At 73.3% G+C, this 15,533-nt stretch carries 14 protein-coding genes; 11 read left to right on the plus strand and 3 right to left on the minus strand.

Annotated elements, in window-relative coordinates:
* Nucleotide 1 precedes the first annotated feature (1 nt).
* Both ACZ5NJ_RS18630 and nudC read left to right on the plus strand, forming a co-directional pair.
* Complete coding sequence (locus tag ACZ5NJ_RS18630; protein ID WP_468766116.1) at nt 2–1,438, plus strand: dipeptidase; 1,437 nt, start codon at nt 2–4, stop codon at nt 1,436–1,438.
* A 50-nt stretch (nt 1,439–1,488) separates the two neighbouring features.
* Entirely contained in the window at nt 1,489–2,430 is a 942-nt protein-coding gene (nudC, locus tag ACZ5NJ_RS18635) for an NAD(+) diphosphatase (protein ID WP_468766117.1), read from the plus strand.
* A 74-nt stretch (nt 2,431–2,504) separates the two neighbouring features.
* Here nudC and ACZ5NJ_RS18640 read toward each other — a convergent pair whose 3' ends face one another.
* Entirely contained in the window at nt 2,505–2,765 is a 261-nt protein-coding gene (locus ACZ5NJ_RS18640; RefSeq protein WP_045949161.1) for a mycoredoxin, read from the minus strand.
* Nucleotides 2,766–2,936: 171 nt separating this feature from the next.
* On the opposite strand from ACZ5NJ_RS18640, the gene ACZ5NJ_RS18645 reads away from it, so the two are divergent.
* From ACZ5NJ_RS18645 to ACZ5NJ_RS18665, 5 genes are all read left to right on the plus strand, one after another.
* Nucleotides 2,937–5,114: an ATP-dependent DNA helicase UvrD2 gene (locus ACZ5NJ_RS18645; protein WP_468766118.1), complete on the plus strand. Its 2,178-nt coding sequence runs from the start codon at nt 2,937–2,939 to the stop codon at nt 5,112–5,114.
* A 167-nt stretch (nt 5,115–5,281) separates the two neighbouring features.
* Nucleotides 5,282–5,599 carry a hypothetical protein gene (locus ACZ5NJ_RS18650; RefSeq protein WP_468766119.1) on the plus strand — a complete coding sequence of 106 codons (318 nt, stop codon included), beginning with the start codon at nt 5,282–5,284 and terminating at the stop codon, nt 5,597–5,599.
* A gap of 183 nt (nt 5,600–5,782) precedes the next feature.
* On the plus strand, nt 5,783–6,154 hold the full coding sequence (locus ACZ5NJ_RS18655; RefSeq protein ID WP_351879426.1) for a WhiB family transcriptional regulator: 372 nt from the start codon (nt 5,783–5,785) through the stop codon (nt 6,152–6,154).
* A complete protein-coding gene (locus ACZ5NJ_RS18660) occupies nt 6,151–6,483 on the plus strand; it encodes a hypothetical protein (RefSeq protein WP_468766120.1) in 333 nt (110 codons plus the stop codon). Before ACZ5NJ_RS18655 ends, ACZ5NJ_RS18660 begins: the two co-directional genes overlap by 4 nt.
* 89 nt (nt 6,484–6,572) lie before the next feature.
* Nucleotides 6,573–6,782, plus strand: a complete 210-nt coding sequence (locus ACZ5NJ_RS18665; RefSeq protein WP_468766121.1) for a hypothetical protein — start codon at nt 6,573–6,575, stop codon at nt 6,780–6,782.
* Nucleotides 6,783–6,791: 9 nt separating this feature from the next.
* Here the strand turns inward: ACZ5NJ_RS18665 and ACZ5NJ_RS18670 are convergent, their stop codons facing one another.
* Nucleotides 6,792–8,120, minus strand: coding sequence for an ABC1 kinase family protein (locus tag ACZ5NJ_RS18670; RefSeq protein WP_468766122.1), 1,329 nt, complete (start codon nt 8,118–8,120; stop codon nt 6,792–6,794).
* Between the two features lie 223 nt (nt 8,121–8,343).
* Here ACZ5NJ_RS18670 and ACZ5NJ_RS18675 point away from each other — a divergent pair, with 223 nt between their 5' ends.
* Nucleotides 8,344–11,013: a tetratricopeptide repeat protein gene (locus ACZ5NJ_RS18675; protein WP_468766123.1), complete on the plus strand. Its 2,670-nt coding sequence runs from the start codon at nt 8,344–8,346 to the stop codon at nt 11,011–11,013.
* Between the two features lie 8 nt (nt 11,014–11,021).
* On the opposite strand, the gene ACZ5NJ_RS18680 is transcribed toward ACZ5NJ_RS18675, so the two are convergent.
* Nucleotides 11,022–12,134: a ThiF family adenylyltransferase gene (locus ACZ5NJ_RS18680; protein ID WP_468766205.1), complete on the minus strand. Its 1,113-nt coding sequence runs from the start codon at nt 12,132–12,134 to the stop codon at nt 11,022–11,024.
* A gap of 219 nt (nt 12,135–12,353) precedes the next feature.
* Here ACZ5NJ_RS18680 and ACZ5NJ_RS18685 point away from each other — a divergent pair, with 219 nt between their 5' ends.
* The 3 genes from ACZ5NJ_RS18685 (at nt 12,354) to ACZ5NJ_RS18695 (ending at nt 15,526) form a co-directional block, all read left to right on the plus strand.
* Complete coding sequence (locus tag ACZ5NJ_RS18685; protein WP_468766124.1) at nt 12,354–12,893, plus strand: M48 metallopeptidase family protein; 540 nt, start codon at nt 12,354–12,356, stop codon at nt 12,891–12,893.
* 186 nt (nt 12,894–13,079) lie between these two features.
* Entirely contained in the window at nt 13,080–14,816 is a 1,737-nt protein-coding gene (locus tag ACZ5NJ_RS18690) for a TerD family protein (RefSeq protein ID WP_468766125.1), read from the plus strand.
* 29 nt (nt 14,817–14,845) lie between these two features.
* Nucleotides 14,846–15,526 (plus strand): AIM24 family protein, encoded by a 681-nt coding sequence (locus ACZ5NJ_RS18695; RefSeq protein ID WP_468766206.1) that lies wholly within the window; start codon nt 14,846–14,848, stop codon nt 15,524–15,526.
* Nucleotides 15,527–15,533 lie beyond the last annotated feature (7 nt).

A 15,533-nucleotide genomic window follows, 5' to 3' on the forward strand; every position in this document is an offset into this window, starting at 1 on the left:
CATGAGCGAAACCCCGGACAACGTCGTCCGCACGTACATCGGCACCCACCGCACGGCCTTCCTCGACGACCTCGCCGAGTGGCTGCGCATCCCCTCCGTGTCGGCCCAGCCCGAACACGCGGACGACGTACGCCGCAGCGCCGAATGGCTCGCCGCGAAGCTCAAGGAGACCGGCTTCCCGGTCGCCGAGGTCTGGGAGACCGCCGCGGGCGCCGGCGCGCCCGCCGTCTTCGCCCACTGGCCGGCCGCCGACCCGGCCGCCCCCACCGTCCTGGTCTACGGCCACCACGACGTCCAGCCCGCCGCCCTCGCCGACGGCTGGCACACGGAGCCCTTCGAGCCCGTCGTCAAGGACGGCCGGATGTACGCGCGCGGCGCGGCCGACGACAAGGGGCAGGTCTTCTTCCACACCCTCGGTGTGCGTGCCCACCTCGCCGCCACCGGCGCCGAGGCCCCCGCGGTGCACCTCAAGCTGCTCATCGAGGGCGAGGAGGAGTCCGGCTCCCCGAACTTCCGCGCGCTCGTCGAGGCCCGCGCCGCCGAGCTCGCCGCCGACGTCGTGGTCGTCTCCGACACCGGCATGTGGTCCGAGACCACCCCGACCGTCTGCACCGGCATGCGCGGCGTCGCCGACTGCGAGATCGACTTCCACGGCCCCGACCAGGACATCCACTCGGGCGCCTTCGGCGGTGCCGTGCCCAACCCGGCCACCGCCGCCGCCCGCCTCGTCGCGGCCCTGCACGACGAGGACGGGCGGGTCACGATCCCCGGCTTCTACGACGGCATCGCCGAGCTCACCGACGCCGAACGCCGGCTGATCTCCGAGCTGCCCTTCGACGAGGCCGAGTGGCTGCGCACCGCCAAGTCCCACGCCGCCTCCGGCGAGGCCGGCTACTCCACCCTGGAGCGCGTCTGGGCCCGTCCGACCGCCGAGGTCAACGGCATCGGCGGCGGCTACCAGGGCCCCGGCGGCAAGACCATCGTCCCCGCCTCCGCGCACCTGAAGCTGTCGTTCCGGCTGGTCTCGGGACAGGACCCGTACGAGGTCGAGGCCGCCGTACGGGACTGGGTCGCGGCCCGGATCCCCGCCGGGATCCGCCACTCCATCACCTTCGGCGCGCCCACCCGCCCCTGCCTGACCCCGTTGGACCACCCGGCGCTCCAGTCCGTCGTGCGCGCCATGGGCCGGGCCTTCGGGCAGCAGGTCCGCTTCACCCGCGAGGGCGGCTCGGGCCCGGCGGCCGACCTCCAGGACGTCCTGGGCGCGCCCGTCCTGTTCCTCGGGATCTCCGTTCCGTCCGACGGCTGGCACTCCCCGAACGAGAAGGTCGAGCTGGACCTGCTCCTCAAGGGCGTCGAGACCGCCGCCCACCTGTGGGGCGACCTCGCCGAGAACTGGGTCCCGCCCACGCCCGTCGCGGCCGCCGCCACCGTCTGACCGCACACACCCACGTCCGTACGCCTGCCTTGTCCCATCCACCGGGGGAGTTGGAAGTACCTGTGAGCACGCACACCGAGCGCCCACTGTCGCTCACCGCGTCCAGCGACATAGACCGCGCCGCGCACCACCGCCTCGACGAGGCCTGGCTGGCCGCCGCCTGGAGCCACCCGACGACCCGCGTCTTCGTCGTCTCGGGCGGCCAGGTGCTGATCGACGACACCCCCGACGGCGGCACCGGCATCGTGATGACCGCCGCCTTCGAGGCGCCGGCCACCGAGACCCACCGCTACTTCCTGGGCACCGACGAGGACGGCGTACGGTACTTCGCGCTGCAGAAGGACTCGCTGCCCGGCCGCATGGACCAGTCGGCCCGCCCCGCCGGGCTCCGCGAGGCCGGGCTGCTGCTGTCCCCGCGCGACGCCGGGCTGATGGTGCACGCGGTCGCCCTGGAGAACTGGCAGCGCATGCACCGCTTCTGCTCCCGCTGCGGCGAGCGCACGGTCGTCGCGGCCGCCGGCCACATCCGCCGCTGCCCGGGCTGCGGCGCCGAGCACTACCCGCGCACCGACCCGGCGGTGATCATGCTGGTCACCGACGAGCAGGACCGCGCGCTGCTCGGCCGCCAGGTGCACTGGCCGGAGGGCCGCTTCTCCACGCTGGCCGGGTTCGTGGAGCCGGGCGAGTCGATCGAGGCGGCCGTCGTCCGCGAGGTGTGGGAGGAGGCGGGCGTGCGCATCGGCGAGGTCGAGTACGTCGCCAGCCAGCCCTGGCCCTTCCCGTACAGCCTGATGCTGGGCTTCAACGCGCGGGCCGTCAGCTCCGAGATCACGGTCGACGGCGAGGAGATCCAGGAGGCCCGCTGGTTCTCCCGCGAGGAACTGGCCGAGGCGTTCGAGTCCGGTGCGGTCGTCCCGCCGTCGGGGATCTCGATCGCGGCCCGGCTCGTCGAGCTCTGGTACGGCCGGCCGCTGCCGAAGCCGGCGCCGTAACGTGCGTCACATGCGGAAGGCCCCCGCCGAGGCGGGGGCCTTCCGCATGCGCTCCGTCAGCTCGGTGCCGGGCGTCAGACGGCCAGGGCCTGCTTGACCTGCGCGAGGCTCGGGTTCGTCATGACGGACTCGTTGCCGGCGGAGGACTTCACGAGCACGGTCGGGACGGTCTGGTTGCCGCCGTTGGCCTGCTCCACGAACTTGGCGGACTCGGGGTCGAGCTCGATGTTGATCTCGTTGTACGCGATGCCCTCCCGGTCCAGCTGCGTCTTCAGCCGGCGGCAGTAACCGCACCAGGTGGTGCTGTACATCGTGACCGTGCCCGTGTCCTGCATGCTCGCTCCTCTGTGAGGTCTCGGGGACCGGAGGCCGCCCGGTCCGAGTACTCGAACGCACGCCGTCCCCCGGCCATTCCCGGCGCCCGGCCGGTATGACCCATCCGACAATCCGGCCGGGCCTGTGGACGGATTTCCCGCCCGCCCCGCCCGACCTGGCAGCATGGCGGGGTGACAGCAGCAACGCATCCCCCTTCGTTCCCGGCCGGCCCGGGTACCGGCGCGGCCGACGCCGACGCCGTGCTCCTGGGCCTCGACCCGGAGCAGCGCGAGGTCGCCACGACCCTGCGCGGCCCGGTGTGCGTGCTGGCCGGAGCCGGTACGGGCAAGACCCGGGCGATCACCCACCGGATCGCCTACGGGGTCCGCTCCGGGCAGCTCATGCCCGCCAGCGTGCTCGCCGTCACCTTCACCAACCGGGCCGCCGGCGAGATGCGCGGCCGGCTGCGCGCGCTGGGCGCCGGCGGGGTCCAGGCCCGCACCTTCCACTCCGCCGCCCTGCGCCAGCTCCAGTACTTCTGGCCCCGGGCCATCGGCGGGGACGTCCCCCGGCTCCTCGAACGCAAGATCCAGTTCGTGGCCGAGGCCGGGGCGCGCTGCCGCGTCCGCCTCGACCGGGGCGAGCTGCGGGACGTCACCGGCGAGATCGAGTGGGCCAAGGTCACCCAGACCGTCCCCGCCGACTACCCGGCCGCCGCCCTGAAGGCGGGCCGCGAGGCCCCCCGGGACCCGGCCGAGATCGCCCAGATCTACAGCACGTACGAGCAGCTCAAGCGCGACCGCGGCATGATCGACTTCGAGGACGTGCTGCTCCTGACCGTCGGCATCCTCCAGGACCGCCACGACATCGCCGAGCAGATCCGCACCCAGTACCAGCACTTCGTGGTGGACGAGTACCAGGACGTCAGCCCGCTCCAGCAGCGCCTGCTGGAGCTGTGGCTCGGCGAGCGCGACAGCCTCTGCGTCGTCGGCGACGCCAGCCAGACCATCTACTCCTTCACCGGCGCCACCCCCGACCACCTGCTGGACTTCCGCATCCGCCACCCCCACGCCACCGTGGTCAAGCTGGTCCGCGACTACCGCTCCACCCCCCAGGTGGTCCACCTCGCCAACGGTCTGCTGAGCCAGGCCCGGGGCCGCGCCGCCGAACACCGGCTGGAGCTGCTCTCCCAGCGCGAACCCGGCCCCGACCCGGTCTACGCCGAGTACCCCGACGAGCCGGCCGAGGCCGAGGGCGTCGCCCGCCGGGTCCGCGACCTGATCGCCGCCGGGGTCCCGGCCGGCGAGATCGCCGTGCTCTACCGCATCAACGCCCAGTCGGAGGTCTACGAACAGGCCCTCGCCGACGCCGGCGTCCCCTACCAGCTGCGCGGCGCCGAACGCTTCTTCGAGCGGGCCGAGGTCCAGAAGGCGGTCCTCGCCCTGCGCGGAGCCGCCCGCTCCGCGGGCAACGACCCGCTGCTCGACGACATCGTGGAGCTGGGCTCCCAGGTCCGGGCCGTCCTCAGCTCCACCGGCTGGACCGCCGAGCCGCCCGCCGGCTCCGGCGCCGTGCGCGACCAGTGGGAGTCGGTGGCCGCCCTGGTCCGCCTCGCCGAGGACTTCGCCCGCAGCCGGCCCGGCGCCGGCCTGGCCGAGCTCACCGTCGAGCTGGAGGAGCGCAAGGCCGCCCAGCACGCGCCGACCGTCCAGGGCGTCACCCTCGCCTCGCTGCACGCGGCGAAGGGCCTGGAGTGGGACGCCGTGTTCCTCGTCGGCCTCACCGACGGCATGGTGCCGATCACCTACGCCAAGACCGACGAGCAGGTCGAGGAGGAGCGCCGGCTGCTGTACGTGGGCGTGACCCGCGCCCGGCTCCACCTGACGCTCTCCTGGGCGCTCTCGCGGGCTCCGGGGGGCCGGGCCTCCCGACGCCCCAGCAGGTTCCTGAACGGCCTGCGGCCGGGCTCCGCGGCCCCCGCGGCACGGGCGGGAGCCCCGGCCGAGCGCGGGACGCGCAGGCGCGGCAGCCGCGGACCGGTGCTGTGCCGGGTCTGCGGCCGGACCCTGACCGAGGCCGGCGACCTCAAACTGATGCGCTGCGCGGACTGCCCCTCGGACATGGACGAGGGCCTCTACGAGCGGCTGCGCGAGTGGCGGGCCGGCCAGTCGAAGCTCCAGGGGCTGCCCGCCTACTGCGTCTTCACGGACAAGACGCTGATGGCCATCGCGGAGGCCGCGCCCTCCGAGCCGGGCGAGCTCTCGATGATCTCTGGAGTGGGCGGCCGCAAGCTCGACCGGTATGGAGCCGACGTCCTGGCGATCTGCGCAGGTCAGGACCTGGCGGGCGAGGATTCTGACGACGCGTAGAAACTCGTCGGAAAAATAGTTTGCACATGCCCGGCGGAGCCCCATAGGTTCTTAGCAACGGAAACGGTGGCTTCTCCGAAGCCCGGGATCCGTGCTGTACTTATCCGAATACGCATGGGACAGGCCCTCGGGCCGGGTCCCCGAGACGCCGAGAGGAGGCGAGACCAGTGACCAGCTTCATGACCTTCACCAAAATGACCGATCGCTCGGTCGACGCTTCCTGCCTGCTCGGTTCCGTCTCCCTCCGGGGCACCGGTCTGTCCGCGATTTCCGCCGACAAGCCCGCCCTGCTGGCGACCCTTCCGGTCAGCGAGCGCAACGAGCGACCGACCAAGGCACTGGTGGCAGTAGTCGGAGCCGAGCAGGCGCATGGCGCCTATGGCCCCGCCGCCGCAGCCGGTGCCGGATCCAAGCAGCAGACGACGACGCAGCACCACCTGATGTGGGCCTTCCGCGGGCTCGAACCCTGGAGTGATCCAGCCTGATCGCATGATCAGGCCGGCGCCTTCAGGGCCGCGGAACCCCACCCGGGATCCGCGGCCCTTCTGTTTGTCCCCGACCGGGGACGACGGAGCGAAGGGGCCTCGGGACTGGCAGGACCAGGTAACAGCCGCCACCCGGCCGACCGGCCGGAACGACTAACCGAACAAGACGAGGAAGAGACAACCGTGCAACTCGAAGCGCACGCCCCGTCCGTACCGCAGACCCAAACGATCTCCCCGCCCGCAGTCCCGGAGGACCCCGCCTTGACCCCCCTCACCGCGCTCACCGCGCTCGACGACGCCATCGAGAACCTCGGCGTCCCCGTCCCCTGCCGCACCTTCGACCCCGAGGTCTTCTTCGCCGAGTCCCCGGCGGACGTCGAGTACGCCAAGTCCCTCTGCGGCACCTGCCCGCTGGTCGAGGCCTGCCTCGCCGGCGCCAAGGAGCGCCGCGAGCCCTGGGGCGTCTGGGGCGGTGAGCTCTTCGTCCAGGGCGTGGTCGTGGCCCGCAAGCGGCCCCGCGGCCGCCCGCGCAAGAACCCGGTTGCCGCGGCATGACCGCCACCGGAACCATCGACCGCCCTCTGACGCACGACCCCCTGAAGCAGGCCCCCATGTCCCCTCACGCCACCACGAGCGAGCAGCCGCACGGCTCCGCCACCGCAGACTTCATCACCACCGGCGCGATCACCTCGCGTCAGAACAGGACCCGCGAAATGCAACTCATCCCAGAAGCCCTGGCCCGTGCGCATATGGACGACCGGCTGCGTGAGGTGGACGCCCAGCGTCACGCCGTGCGCCTGGTCGCCGCCCGGCGCATGCAGCGCAAGGCCGAGCGCGTCTCGATGCGCGCCCGCCGCGCGCTGGCCATGGCCGTCATGCACTGACGGCGACAGCCCCCGGAGGGACCGGTCCGAACGGACCGGTCCCTCCGGTGCGTTGCGGGCCCGGCGCGGCCCCTCGGGGATATCGTCTGGTGGTGGACCAGCCGACTCCCCACCCCGCCCAGCCGGGACCCGAGGACCAGTCCGTCGTCTGCGCGCGCTGCGGCGCCCGCTCCCCGAACGGCGCCCCGCCCACCTGGACCTGCTCGGTGGAGAACGGGACCAGACAGTACTTCTGCGTGGACTGCGCCCGCGCCAACCTCCGGGCGATCGAGGGCCGCCTCGACTCCTCCTGGTGGTGACCCGCAGGCTCAGTCCTCGGGCGCGAACCCGGGCAGCCAGGCGTCGAGTTCGTCCCGCAGCCGTACGGTCGCACCCAGCTGGCACAGCACCCCGATGGTGCTCAGCGTCACCCGGTGGATCAGCAGGTAGGACGGCGGCAGGTTGATCTGCCGCCCCAACTGGTGGGCCGGAGAGCGCGGATCGGCGATCCGGGCCGCCTGCCCGCGCAGCCACGAGCGGGTGAAGGTGAACTCGTCGGCCTCGGCGGGCTCGATGATCGGCTTGAGGTAGTCGAGCACCGCGTCGGGATCGAGCTCGATGGACTCCTTCACGAACCCCTCGGCGCGCAGGTGCCCGTAGACCCCCTCGGCGTCCCCGTCCAGGGTCATCCGCAGCGACCGGCCGATCGGCTTGGGCCAGCCGCCGGGCAGCCGGTCCACCGTGCCGAAGTCCAGGACGCCCAGCCGCATCCGGCCGTCCGCCCCGGATATCAGCCGGAAGTTCCCCGGATGCGGATCGGCGTGCAGCAGCCCGGTGCGCGCGGGACCGGAGAAGAGGAACCGGGTCAGCAACTGGCCCGCACGGTCGCGCTCCTCCTGCGTGCCGTCGGCGATGACCTCCGACAGCGGGGTGCCCTCCAGCCACTCGGTCACCAGCACCTGGTCGCCCTGGTGCACCACGTCCGGGACGAGTACGTCGTCGTCCCCGTCGAAGGCGTCCGCGTGGGTGCGCTGGGCCTCCGCCTCCAGCTCGTAGTCCAGCTCCTCCGAGACCCGGTCGCGCAGCTCGGTGATCAGCGGCTTGATGTCCATGCCCGGGATCAGCGGACCCAGCAGCCCGGCGAACCGGCCCAGCTGCTTGAGGTCCGACAGCAGCGCCTCCCCGGCCCCCGGGTACTGGACCTTGACCGCCACCTGCCGCCCGTCGTGCCACACCGCCCGGTGCACCTGCCCGATCGAGGCGGCCGCGGCCGGCTTGTCCTCGAACTCCTCGAACAGATCGCGCCAGTCCTCGCCGAGCCGCTCCGCCAGCACCTGGTGCACCCGCGCCGCCGGCAGCGGAGGCGCCGCCTCCTGAAGCTTGGTCAGCGCCGCCCGGTAGGGCCCGACGACCTCCTCGGGGAGCGCGGACTCGAACACGGACAGGGCCTGCCCGAACTTCATGGCACCCCCTTTGAGCTCACCGAGCGTGCGGAACAGCTGCTCGGCGGTGCGCTGCTGGAGCTCTCGGGCCACGATCTCGGCGGACTTGCCGCCGATCCGCTTCCCCAGCCCCCAGGTGGCCCGCCCCGCGATACCGAGTGGCAACGCGGCCAGCTTGACGGTCCGGGTGACCGCCTTCCGGGGAAGATCAGACATGCGCCCCTCCAATTCCCAGACAGCCTCGGCGCAAGCGGCGGTTCGGGGGTGCCCTCCCCCCGCCTGCGGTCACACGCATCCTGTCATGGCCCTCCCCACCGACCGCGGCCCCACCGACCCCCTCCACCGCCCCCCGAATCCGGCCAACCCCGAGCCCCGCCAACCCGGGTGGGACACCATGGTCGGGACAGCGACCGGAGCCGATCGTGAAGGGGGACCGTCGATGGCGGGGCGGGGGCCTTCTCGGCAGGAACTGATCCGGCGGCGGCGTTCCAGCGGCTTCATCGGCCGCACGGGGGAGGTCTCGGCCTTCCGCGAGGCCATGCGCCGGCCTCCCGAGGAGGCGACCCCGTTCCTCTTCCACGTGCGCGGCCCGGCCGGCGTCGGAAAGTCGACCCTGGTACGGCAACTGGAGACCATCGCCCGTGAAGGACAGGCGGTCACCGCCTATGCCGACGAGTCCGTGGCGGACGTCATCGAGACGATGGAGGTCATCAGCGGCCAGTTCGCCCAGCAGGGCGCCCCCCTGAAGGGCTTCGACAAACTGCTGGCCACCTACCGCCAGCGCCGGCACGAGGCCGACGCCGGTCTCGGCGCCGCAGCGGCCGACCCGGCCGCGGCCTCCGCCCCGTCGCCCTCCAGCACGGTCGCCTCCCAGCTGGGCCTGGCCGGCCTGGGCCTGATCCCCGGAGTCGGCGCCTTCACCGGCGCGGTCGACCCGCACCAGGTCGCCGCCGGAGCGGATCGGGTCAGAGCCCTCCTCAGCAGCCGACTGCGCCATCACGGCGACGTCGAACTGATCCTCTCCCCACTGGACGTCCTCACCCCCCTCTTCCTGGAGGAACTCTCGGAGGCCGCCCGCAGGCACCCCTGGATCGTGCTGTTCTTCGACACCTACGAACGCACCGGGCCGATGCTGGACACCTGGCTGCGCGACATCATGGTCACCGACCGCCACGGAGAGCTTCCCGCGAACGTGCTGGTCGTCCTGGCCGGCCAGTCCCGGCTCGCCGCCCCCTGCTGGGAGGACTGGCACGACCTGGTCACCGACTGGCCGCTGGAGGTGTTCACCGACACCGAGGCCCGCGCCCTGCTCACCGGCAAGGGGGTGACGGACGAGAGGGTCGTCGAGGTGATCCTGCGGCTGTCGGAACGGCTCCCCGTCCTGGTCTCCACCCTCGCCGAGACCCAGCCGGGAAGCGTGGAGGAGATCGGGGATCCGAGCGGCACCGCCGTCGAGCGCTTCCTGAAGTGGGAGACCGACCCGGCCCGCCGGGCCGCCGCCCTCGCCTGCGCCTTCCCGCAGGCCCTGGACGAGGACGTGTACCGGGCGGCCGTCGAGGAGGAGGCGGCCGAACTCTTCGGCTGGCTGCGTTCGCTGCCCTTCGTCACCGACCGCTCCGGCCACTGCCGCTACCACGAGGTCGTCCGCGGTGCGATGCTCCGCCTCCAGCGCCGCCAGTCCCCCGCACGGTGGGAACAGCTGCACACCCGCCTGGCCGACGCCTTCCGGCAGCGCCGCGAACGACTGGAACAGGCCACCGCCCCGCCGGACGGCTGGTGGTGGGACGAGACCTGGCGCGGCCACCGCCGCCAGGAGACCTACCACCGGCTCTGCGCCGACCCGCGCGGCGCCCTCCCCGCCGCCCTCGGGGAGCTCCTCGACGCCTACGACCACGGCATCACCACCCTCCGCCGCTGGGCGGGCACCCTGGACCAGGCCGCCAGGGACACCGAATCCGCCGACCTGGCGGGCTGGAGCGCCCGCCTTCGCGCGGCCCTGGAACAGCCCGAGCCCGGCCTCGCCCTCCTGACCCTCCTGCTGACCGACAGCCGGCTCGACACCCCGGGCCGCTGCCTCGCCTTCACCCTCCGCGGCCGCGACCACCGCAACGCCGAGAGGTACCCCGAGGCCCTCGCCGACTACACACGGGCCCTGGCCCTCGACCCGGACACCGAGCGCGCCCACTACGGCCGGGGCCGCACCCACGAGCTCATGGAACGCTTCGAAGAGGCCGTCGAGGACTACACCCGCGCCATCGCACTCGATCCCGATGCCCAGAGCCTGGTCAACCGGGGAGCGTGCCACCTCAACCTCGGCCGAACCACCGAGGCCATGGCCGATCTCGGCCGCGCCGTCGAGCTCAGCCCCGACGACGCCTGGACCCTCGCCGAGCGCGGTGTCACGTACCGGCTCATGGACCGGTACGAGGAGGCGCTGTCCGACCTCGACCGCGCGATCCGGCTCAAGCCGGAGTCCTGGTGGGCCCTGTACCAGCGCGGACGGACACATGAACGGATCGGCCGGTACGCGGAAGCCCTGGCGGACTACACCCGGGCCGTGGAACTCGAACCCGACGAGCCCTGGTCCTTCGGCGACCGGGGGGACGTCCACCGCAAGACCGGACGGTACGAGGAGGCGCTGACCGACTACCTCCGTGCCGACGAGCTCCGCCCCGACACCGCGCGGGAGCTGACCCGCTGCGGCCTCGCCCGGCGTCTGCTCGGCCGGTTCGACCAGGCCCTGGCCGACCTCACCCGGGCACTCGTACTCCAACCCGACAGCATCTGGGCGCACTACGAAACGGCCGTGGTGCTCCACGCCCTCGGCCGGCCCGGCCGCGAGGGGCACCTGGACCGGGTGGTCGACCTCCTCCGCGTACCCGAGGACGCGGAGGACTTCGGCTGGCTCGTCCTCGCCCACAGCGTCCGGGCCCGCTGGGACGAGGCCCGGCGCCACCTCGTCCGCTTCCTGGACCTCGACCCGCCCAGAGGAGACGTGCACGAGATGCTCATGGCCCTGCGCGGTCTGCTTCCCCTGCTCGGCCCGGCGGAGACGCCGCTCCCGGAGCTCTGCCGCGTCGTCGAGGGGCGGCTGGCCGCGCTCGACTGAGATCCGCCTCATGGCCGGGCCTCCAATTCCGGTGCCGTCGACGGGACCGACGCCCCGCACGGGCAGTCAGGGTGGGGGGCCAGCCCCGAGCGTTCCCAGTGCAGTGCGGGCAGGGCGGCCTCCCAGCGGGAGCCGGTGGAGGCCGGCAGGCGGCCGTCGAGGAAGGCCAGGGCGTGGGCCGCGGCCAGGCCGGCCACCGCCGTGGACAGCCCCAGGTCGCAGGCGGACCGCTCCCGCCGCCGGTGCGCCGACCGCCACTGGACCAGCATCCGCGGCCAGGCCGGGTCCCGGTCGACCCGCTCGCGCTCCATGCACCCCGCGCAGGCCGTCACCCCCGGCAGCACCAGCGGCCCGACCAGCCCCGTCCCCTCCAGCACCCCCGCGTACAGATGCGGGGTGCCCGTCGCCACCCAGTCGGCGGCCGTCGCCGGATCGGGTGCCCACGCCTGGAGCCCGTCCCGGGGCGCGACCACCACCAGCGCGACCTCCGGCCCGGGCCCCTCGGGGTCGCCCTCGCGCGGAGCCCGCCCCGGCGCCGCCTCCCGTACGAGGGCCCGCGCGGCCTCGGCGCGCAGCCGGCCCACGCTCCCCGGCCCCAGCCCGCCCGGCGCCACATCGGCCGGCTCCACCCGGCCCCCGTCGAGCACCTCGACCCGGCCCACCCCGGCCCCCGCCAGCACGGCGGCGATCAACGCCCCCACCCGGCCGCTCCCGCGCACCCGGACCCGTATGGCCCGCCGGGCCGCGACGCCCCGTAAGTCGCCCCCGGGCTCCGGGTGCACCAGGGAGAGGGAGCCCAGGTCGGGCCCCAGCCGTTCCAGTACCTCCGGCCGGCTCCGCACGGCCTGGGCGCGGGGGCCGCCCGCCGTGGCGTCGTCGAGCAGTCCGGCCCCCGCGAGCCGGCGGACCAGCCCGTCCGCCTGCCCCTCCGGCAGGCCCATGCCCCGGGCCTCCGCCCGCAGCAGCTCCATGCCGCGCGTCCCGTCGATCCGGTCGATGAGCGAGCCGGTGGCCGTGTCCACCGGGCCGAGCACCACCGCGTGCGCCGGGGTCACCCCGAACTGCACCGTCCGCAGATCCCGCCACGCCCGTGCCAGCGCGGGCTTCACCTTCGGATACATCGCCGCCTCCTCGTTCCCCGTGGCGTCCGCGGCCGTTTCCCCGGACTCCTCCGTCACGATGCCCGCCCGCCGCACCGCGTGCGCGGATTTGTCCACAGGCAAGGGGTATTAGGCATATGAGATGGATGGAGGGGTGGTTTTCGGAGGCACCGCGCAGCGTTCCTGTTCGAACCGCGGACGTGCGGGACTTCCGCCACGGCGACCGGGTACCGTCGTGGCGTGTCCGCCGACCCATCCCCGCACGCCGTCGAAGTACGCCGGAGCGCGCGCCGCCGCAGGACCGTCTCCGCCTACCGCGAGGGTGACCGGACGGTCGTCCTGATCCCCGCCCGCATGTCCGAGGCGGAGGAGCGGCGCTGGGTGGGCGTCATGCTCGACAAGCTCGCCGCCCAGGAGGGCAAGCGCGCCATCGGCGACACGGAACTCACCGAGCGCGCGGCGCGTTTGTCCGAGCAGTACTTCAGTGGCCGCGCCCGCCCCCGCTCGGTCCGCTGGGTCACCAACCAGAACACCCGCTGGGGTTCCTGCACCCCCGCCGAAGGCAGCATCCGGCTCTCCCACCGGCTCCAGGGGATGCCGGAGTACGTCGTCGACTACGTGCTCCTGCACGAGCTGGCGCACCTCCTCGTCCCCGGGCACGGCCCCCGGTTCTGGGAGCTGCTGGAGGCGTACCCGAAGACCGAGCGGGCCCGGGGCTTCCTGGAGGGAGTGGTCGCGGCGGAGCGGCTCCCCCGGATCCCGGCCGCCCGCGAGGAATGACGTACCGGCAGGGAGCGCGATATGTACCGGGTCGGTACCGGCTTGCCCGGATGTCGGCCCGAGCCGTTAGCCTGAGCGGCACACGACCGCCGGCACACGACCGCCGGTACGCATCCGGCGGCACGCGATCACGCAGGCGAGCAGCCGCACACCACATCACACTCGGGACGGGGGACGGTCGGACGTATGGCCAGGGAATTCCAACGCGGCCACAAGGCCAGGATCAGTGACCTGACGGCGGGTACCGATCTGTACGTGGGCGTCCGGATCGACGGGCCCGGACTCACCTTCGACATCAGCTGCTTCGGCCTCGACGCCGACGAGCGCCTGTCGGACGACCGCTACTTCGTCTTCTACAACCAGCCGAAGTCGCCCGAGGAGTCCATCCAGCAGCTCGGCGCGCAGGCCGGGGACACCGAGTCCTTCCGGGTGACCCTCGACCACGTGCCGGCGTCCATCCACAAGCTGTCCTTCACCGCCACCCTCGACGGCGACGGGCAGATGTCGCAGATCGGCCCCGGCTACATCCGGATCGTGGCCGGCGGCGAGGAAGTCGTCCGTTACTCCTTCACGGGCTCCGAATTCAGCACCGAGCGCGCCCTGATGATCGGCGACTTCTACCGCAAGGACGTGTGGCGCTTCGCCGCCGTGGGCCAGGGCTTCGACGGCGGGCTCGCCGCGCTGCTGGAGAACTTCGGCGGCGAGGTCGCCGAGGAGGACGAGCAGCAGCAGCCGCCGCAGCAGGCCCCGGCCCAGCCGCAGGCCGGCGCCCCGGGGTTCGCCCCGCCGGGCCAGGCCTCCGCCCCGGCGCCGGCCCCGTCCTACGGCGCCCCGGTGCACCAGCAGCCGCCCGCCCCCGCGCCGTACGCCGCCCCGCCGCAGCAGCAGCCCCCGGCGCCGGCCCCCGCCCCGGCCGCGGTGCACTCGGCCCCGACCATGGTCGGCCCGCTGACCCCGCCCGTCCCCGCGACCCCCTACGGCCAGCCGCCCCACCCGCCGCAGCAGCCCGGCCCGCCCTCGCACGGCGGCCGTCCGCCACAGCAGCACGCGTACGGCGGTCAGGTCCCGCCCCCGGGCCCGGCCCCCGCCCCCTACGGCCAGCCGCCCCAGCCCTCCTACGGCGGCCAGGTCCCGCCCCAGCAGCAGGGCTACCCCCAGCACCCCCAACAGGGCTACCCCCAGCAGGCCCCTTACGGCCAGCAGCCCCCGTACGGCCAGCAGCCCCCGGCCCCCTACGGCCAGGCGGCCCCGCAGGCCGGACCGGGCCTCGCCTCCGCGCTCCAGCTGTACAAGGAGGCCCCCACGGGCGCCCGCTGGACCGCGCAGAACCACCAGCTCATGCGGGTCGACCTCGCGGCCGGCGGCGGCCAGCCCGTCCTCGCCCGCCAGGGCAGCATGGTCCTCTACCAGGGCAAGGTCGACTTCAGCTACAAGGGCGCGGGCTTCGCGGGCCGCATCGTCGGCAACGCCACCGGCCAGGAGATGCAGCTGATGCGCTGCACCGGCCGCGGCCAGCTCTTCCTCGCGGAGAACGGCGCCCACCTGCACGCCATCGAGCTCCAGGGCGACGGCATCTGCGTCAACTCCGAGAACGTCCTCGCCTTCGACGAGTCCCTCCAGCACGAGGTCCGCCGCATCGAGGGCCACGGCATCCCCGGCGGAGCCCTGTTCACCATGCTCTTCCAGGGCACCGGCACCGTGATCGTCAAGACGCACGGCACCCCCGTCGTCCTGCCCGTCACCCCGACCACCTTCGCCGACAGCAACGCCATCGTGGCCTGGTCGGCGGCCTCCCAGGTGATCGTTTCCAGCCAGGTCCGGCTGCGCCGCAACGCCTACCCCGGCCACAGCGGGGAGACCGTGAACCTCCAGTTCCGCGGCGCCCCCGGCAACTTCATCGTCGTCCAGCCGTACGAGGTCTGAGGGAGCCCCACATGAATGCCATGAACCCGATGAACCAGCAGCTCGCGGGCTACGCCCCGACCCCCGTCACGGCCCGCATGGAGAACCACGGTTCGGCCATGCTCAAGGTCGCGATGCAAAGCGGCCAGGACCTCTTCGCCCGCACCGGGTCGATGGTCGCCTACGAGGGTTTCGTCCAGTACGAGCCCAACCCGCCGGCCCTGCGCCAGATGGCCTCGCAGTGGATCACGGGCGAGGGCGCCCCGCTGATGAAGTGCACCGGCGACGGCCTGCTCTACCTCGCCGACTACGGCGCGAACGTCGTCTGCATCAACCTCAACAACGACGCCCTCTCCGTCAACGGCACCAACCTGCTCGCCTTCGACGCCCACCTCCAGTGGGGCGTGGAGCGGGTCAAGGGCATGGCGAAGTTCGCCGGCCAGGGCCTGTTCAACGTACAGGTCTCCGGCACCGGCTGGGTCGCCATCACCTCGCGCGGCACCCCGATCGTGGTCGACTGCGGACGCGGCGACGACGAGACGTTCGTCGACCCCGACGCGCTCGTCGCCTGGTCCCCGAACCTCAAGGTCAAGGGCAAGAGCAGCTTCAAGGCCTCGTCACTGATCGGCCGGGGCAGCGGGGAGGCCTACCAGATGGCCTTCTCCGGCCAGGGCATCGTCGTCGTACAGCCCAGCGAGGACAGCACCGACCGGCTCCGGACCCGGGGCTGAGGGGGAG

This window comes from Streptomyces sp. NPDC032091, assembly GCF_055580265.1.

Bases quoted from the DNA above. Each gene is read 5' to 3' on its own strand.
- ACZ5NJ_RS18630 (WP_468766116.1), top strand. From the start codon at position 2: ATGAGCGAAACCCCGGACAACGTCGTCCGCACGTACATCGGCACCCAC.
- ACZ5NJ_RS18640 (WP_045949161.1), bottom strand. From the start codon at position 2,765: ATGCAGGACACGGGCACGGTCACGATGTACAGCACCACCTGGTGCGGT.
- ACZ5NJ_RS18660 (WP_468766120.1), top strand. From the start codon at position 6,151: ATGACCGCCACCGGAACCATCGACCGCCCTCTGACGCACGACCCCCTG.
- ACZ5NJ_RS18670 (WP_468766122.1), bottom strand. From the start codon at position 8,120: ATGTCTGATCTTCCCCGGAAGGCGGTCACCCGGACCGTCAAGCTGGCC.
- ACZ5NJ_RS18675 (WP_468766123.1), top strand. From the start codon at position 8,344: ATGGCGGGGCGGGGGCCTTCTCGGCAGGAACTGATCCGGCGGCGGCGT.
- ACZ5NJ_RS18680 (WP_468766205.1), bottom strand. From the start codon at position 12,134: ATGTATCCGAAGGTGAAGCCCGCGCTGGCACGGGCGTGGCGGGATCTG.
- ACZ5NJ_RS18690 (WP_468766125.1), top strand. From the start codon at position 13,080: ATGGCCAGGGAATTCCAACGCGGCCACAAGGCCAGGATCAGTGACCTG.
- ACZ5NJ_RS18695 (WP_468766206.1), top strand. From the start codon at position 14,846: ATGAACCAGCAGCTCGCGGGCTACGCCCCGACCCCCGTCACGGCCCGC.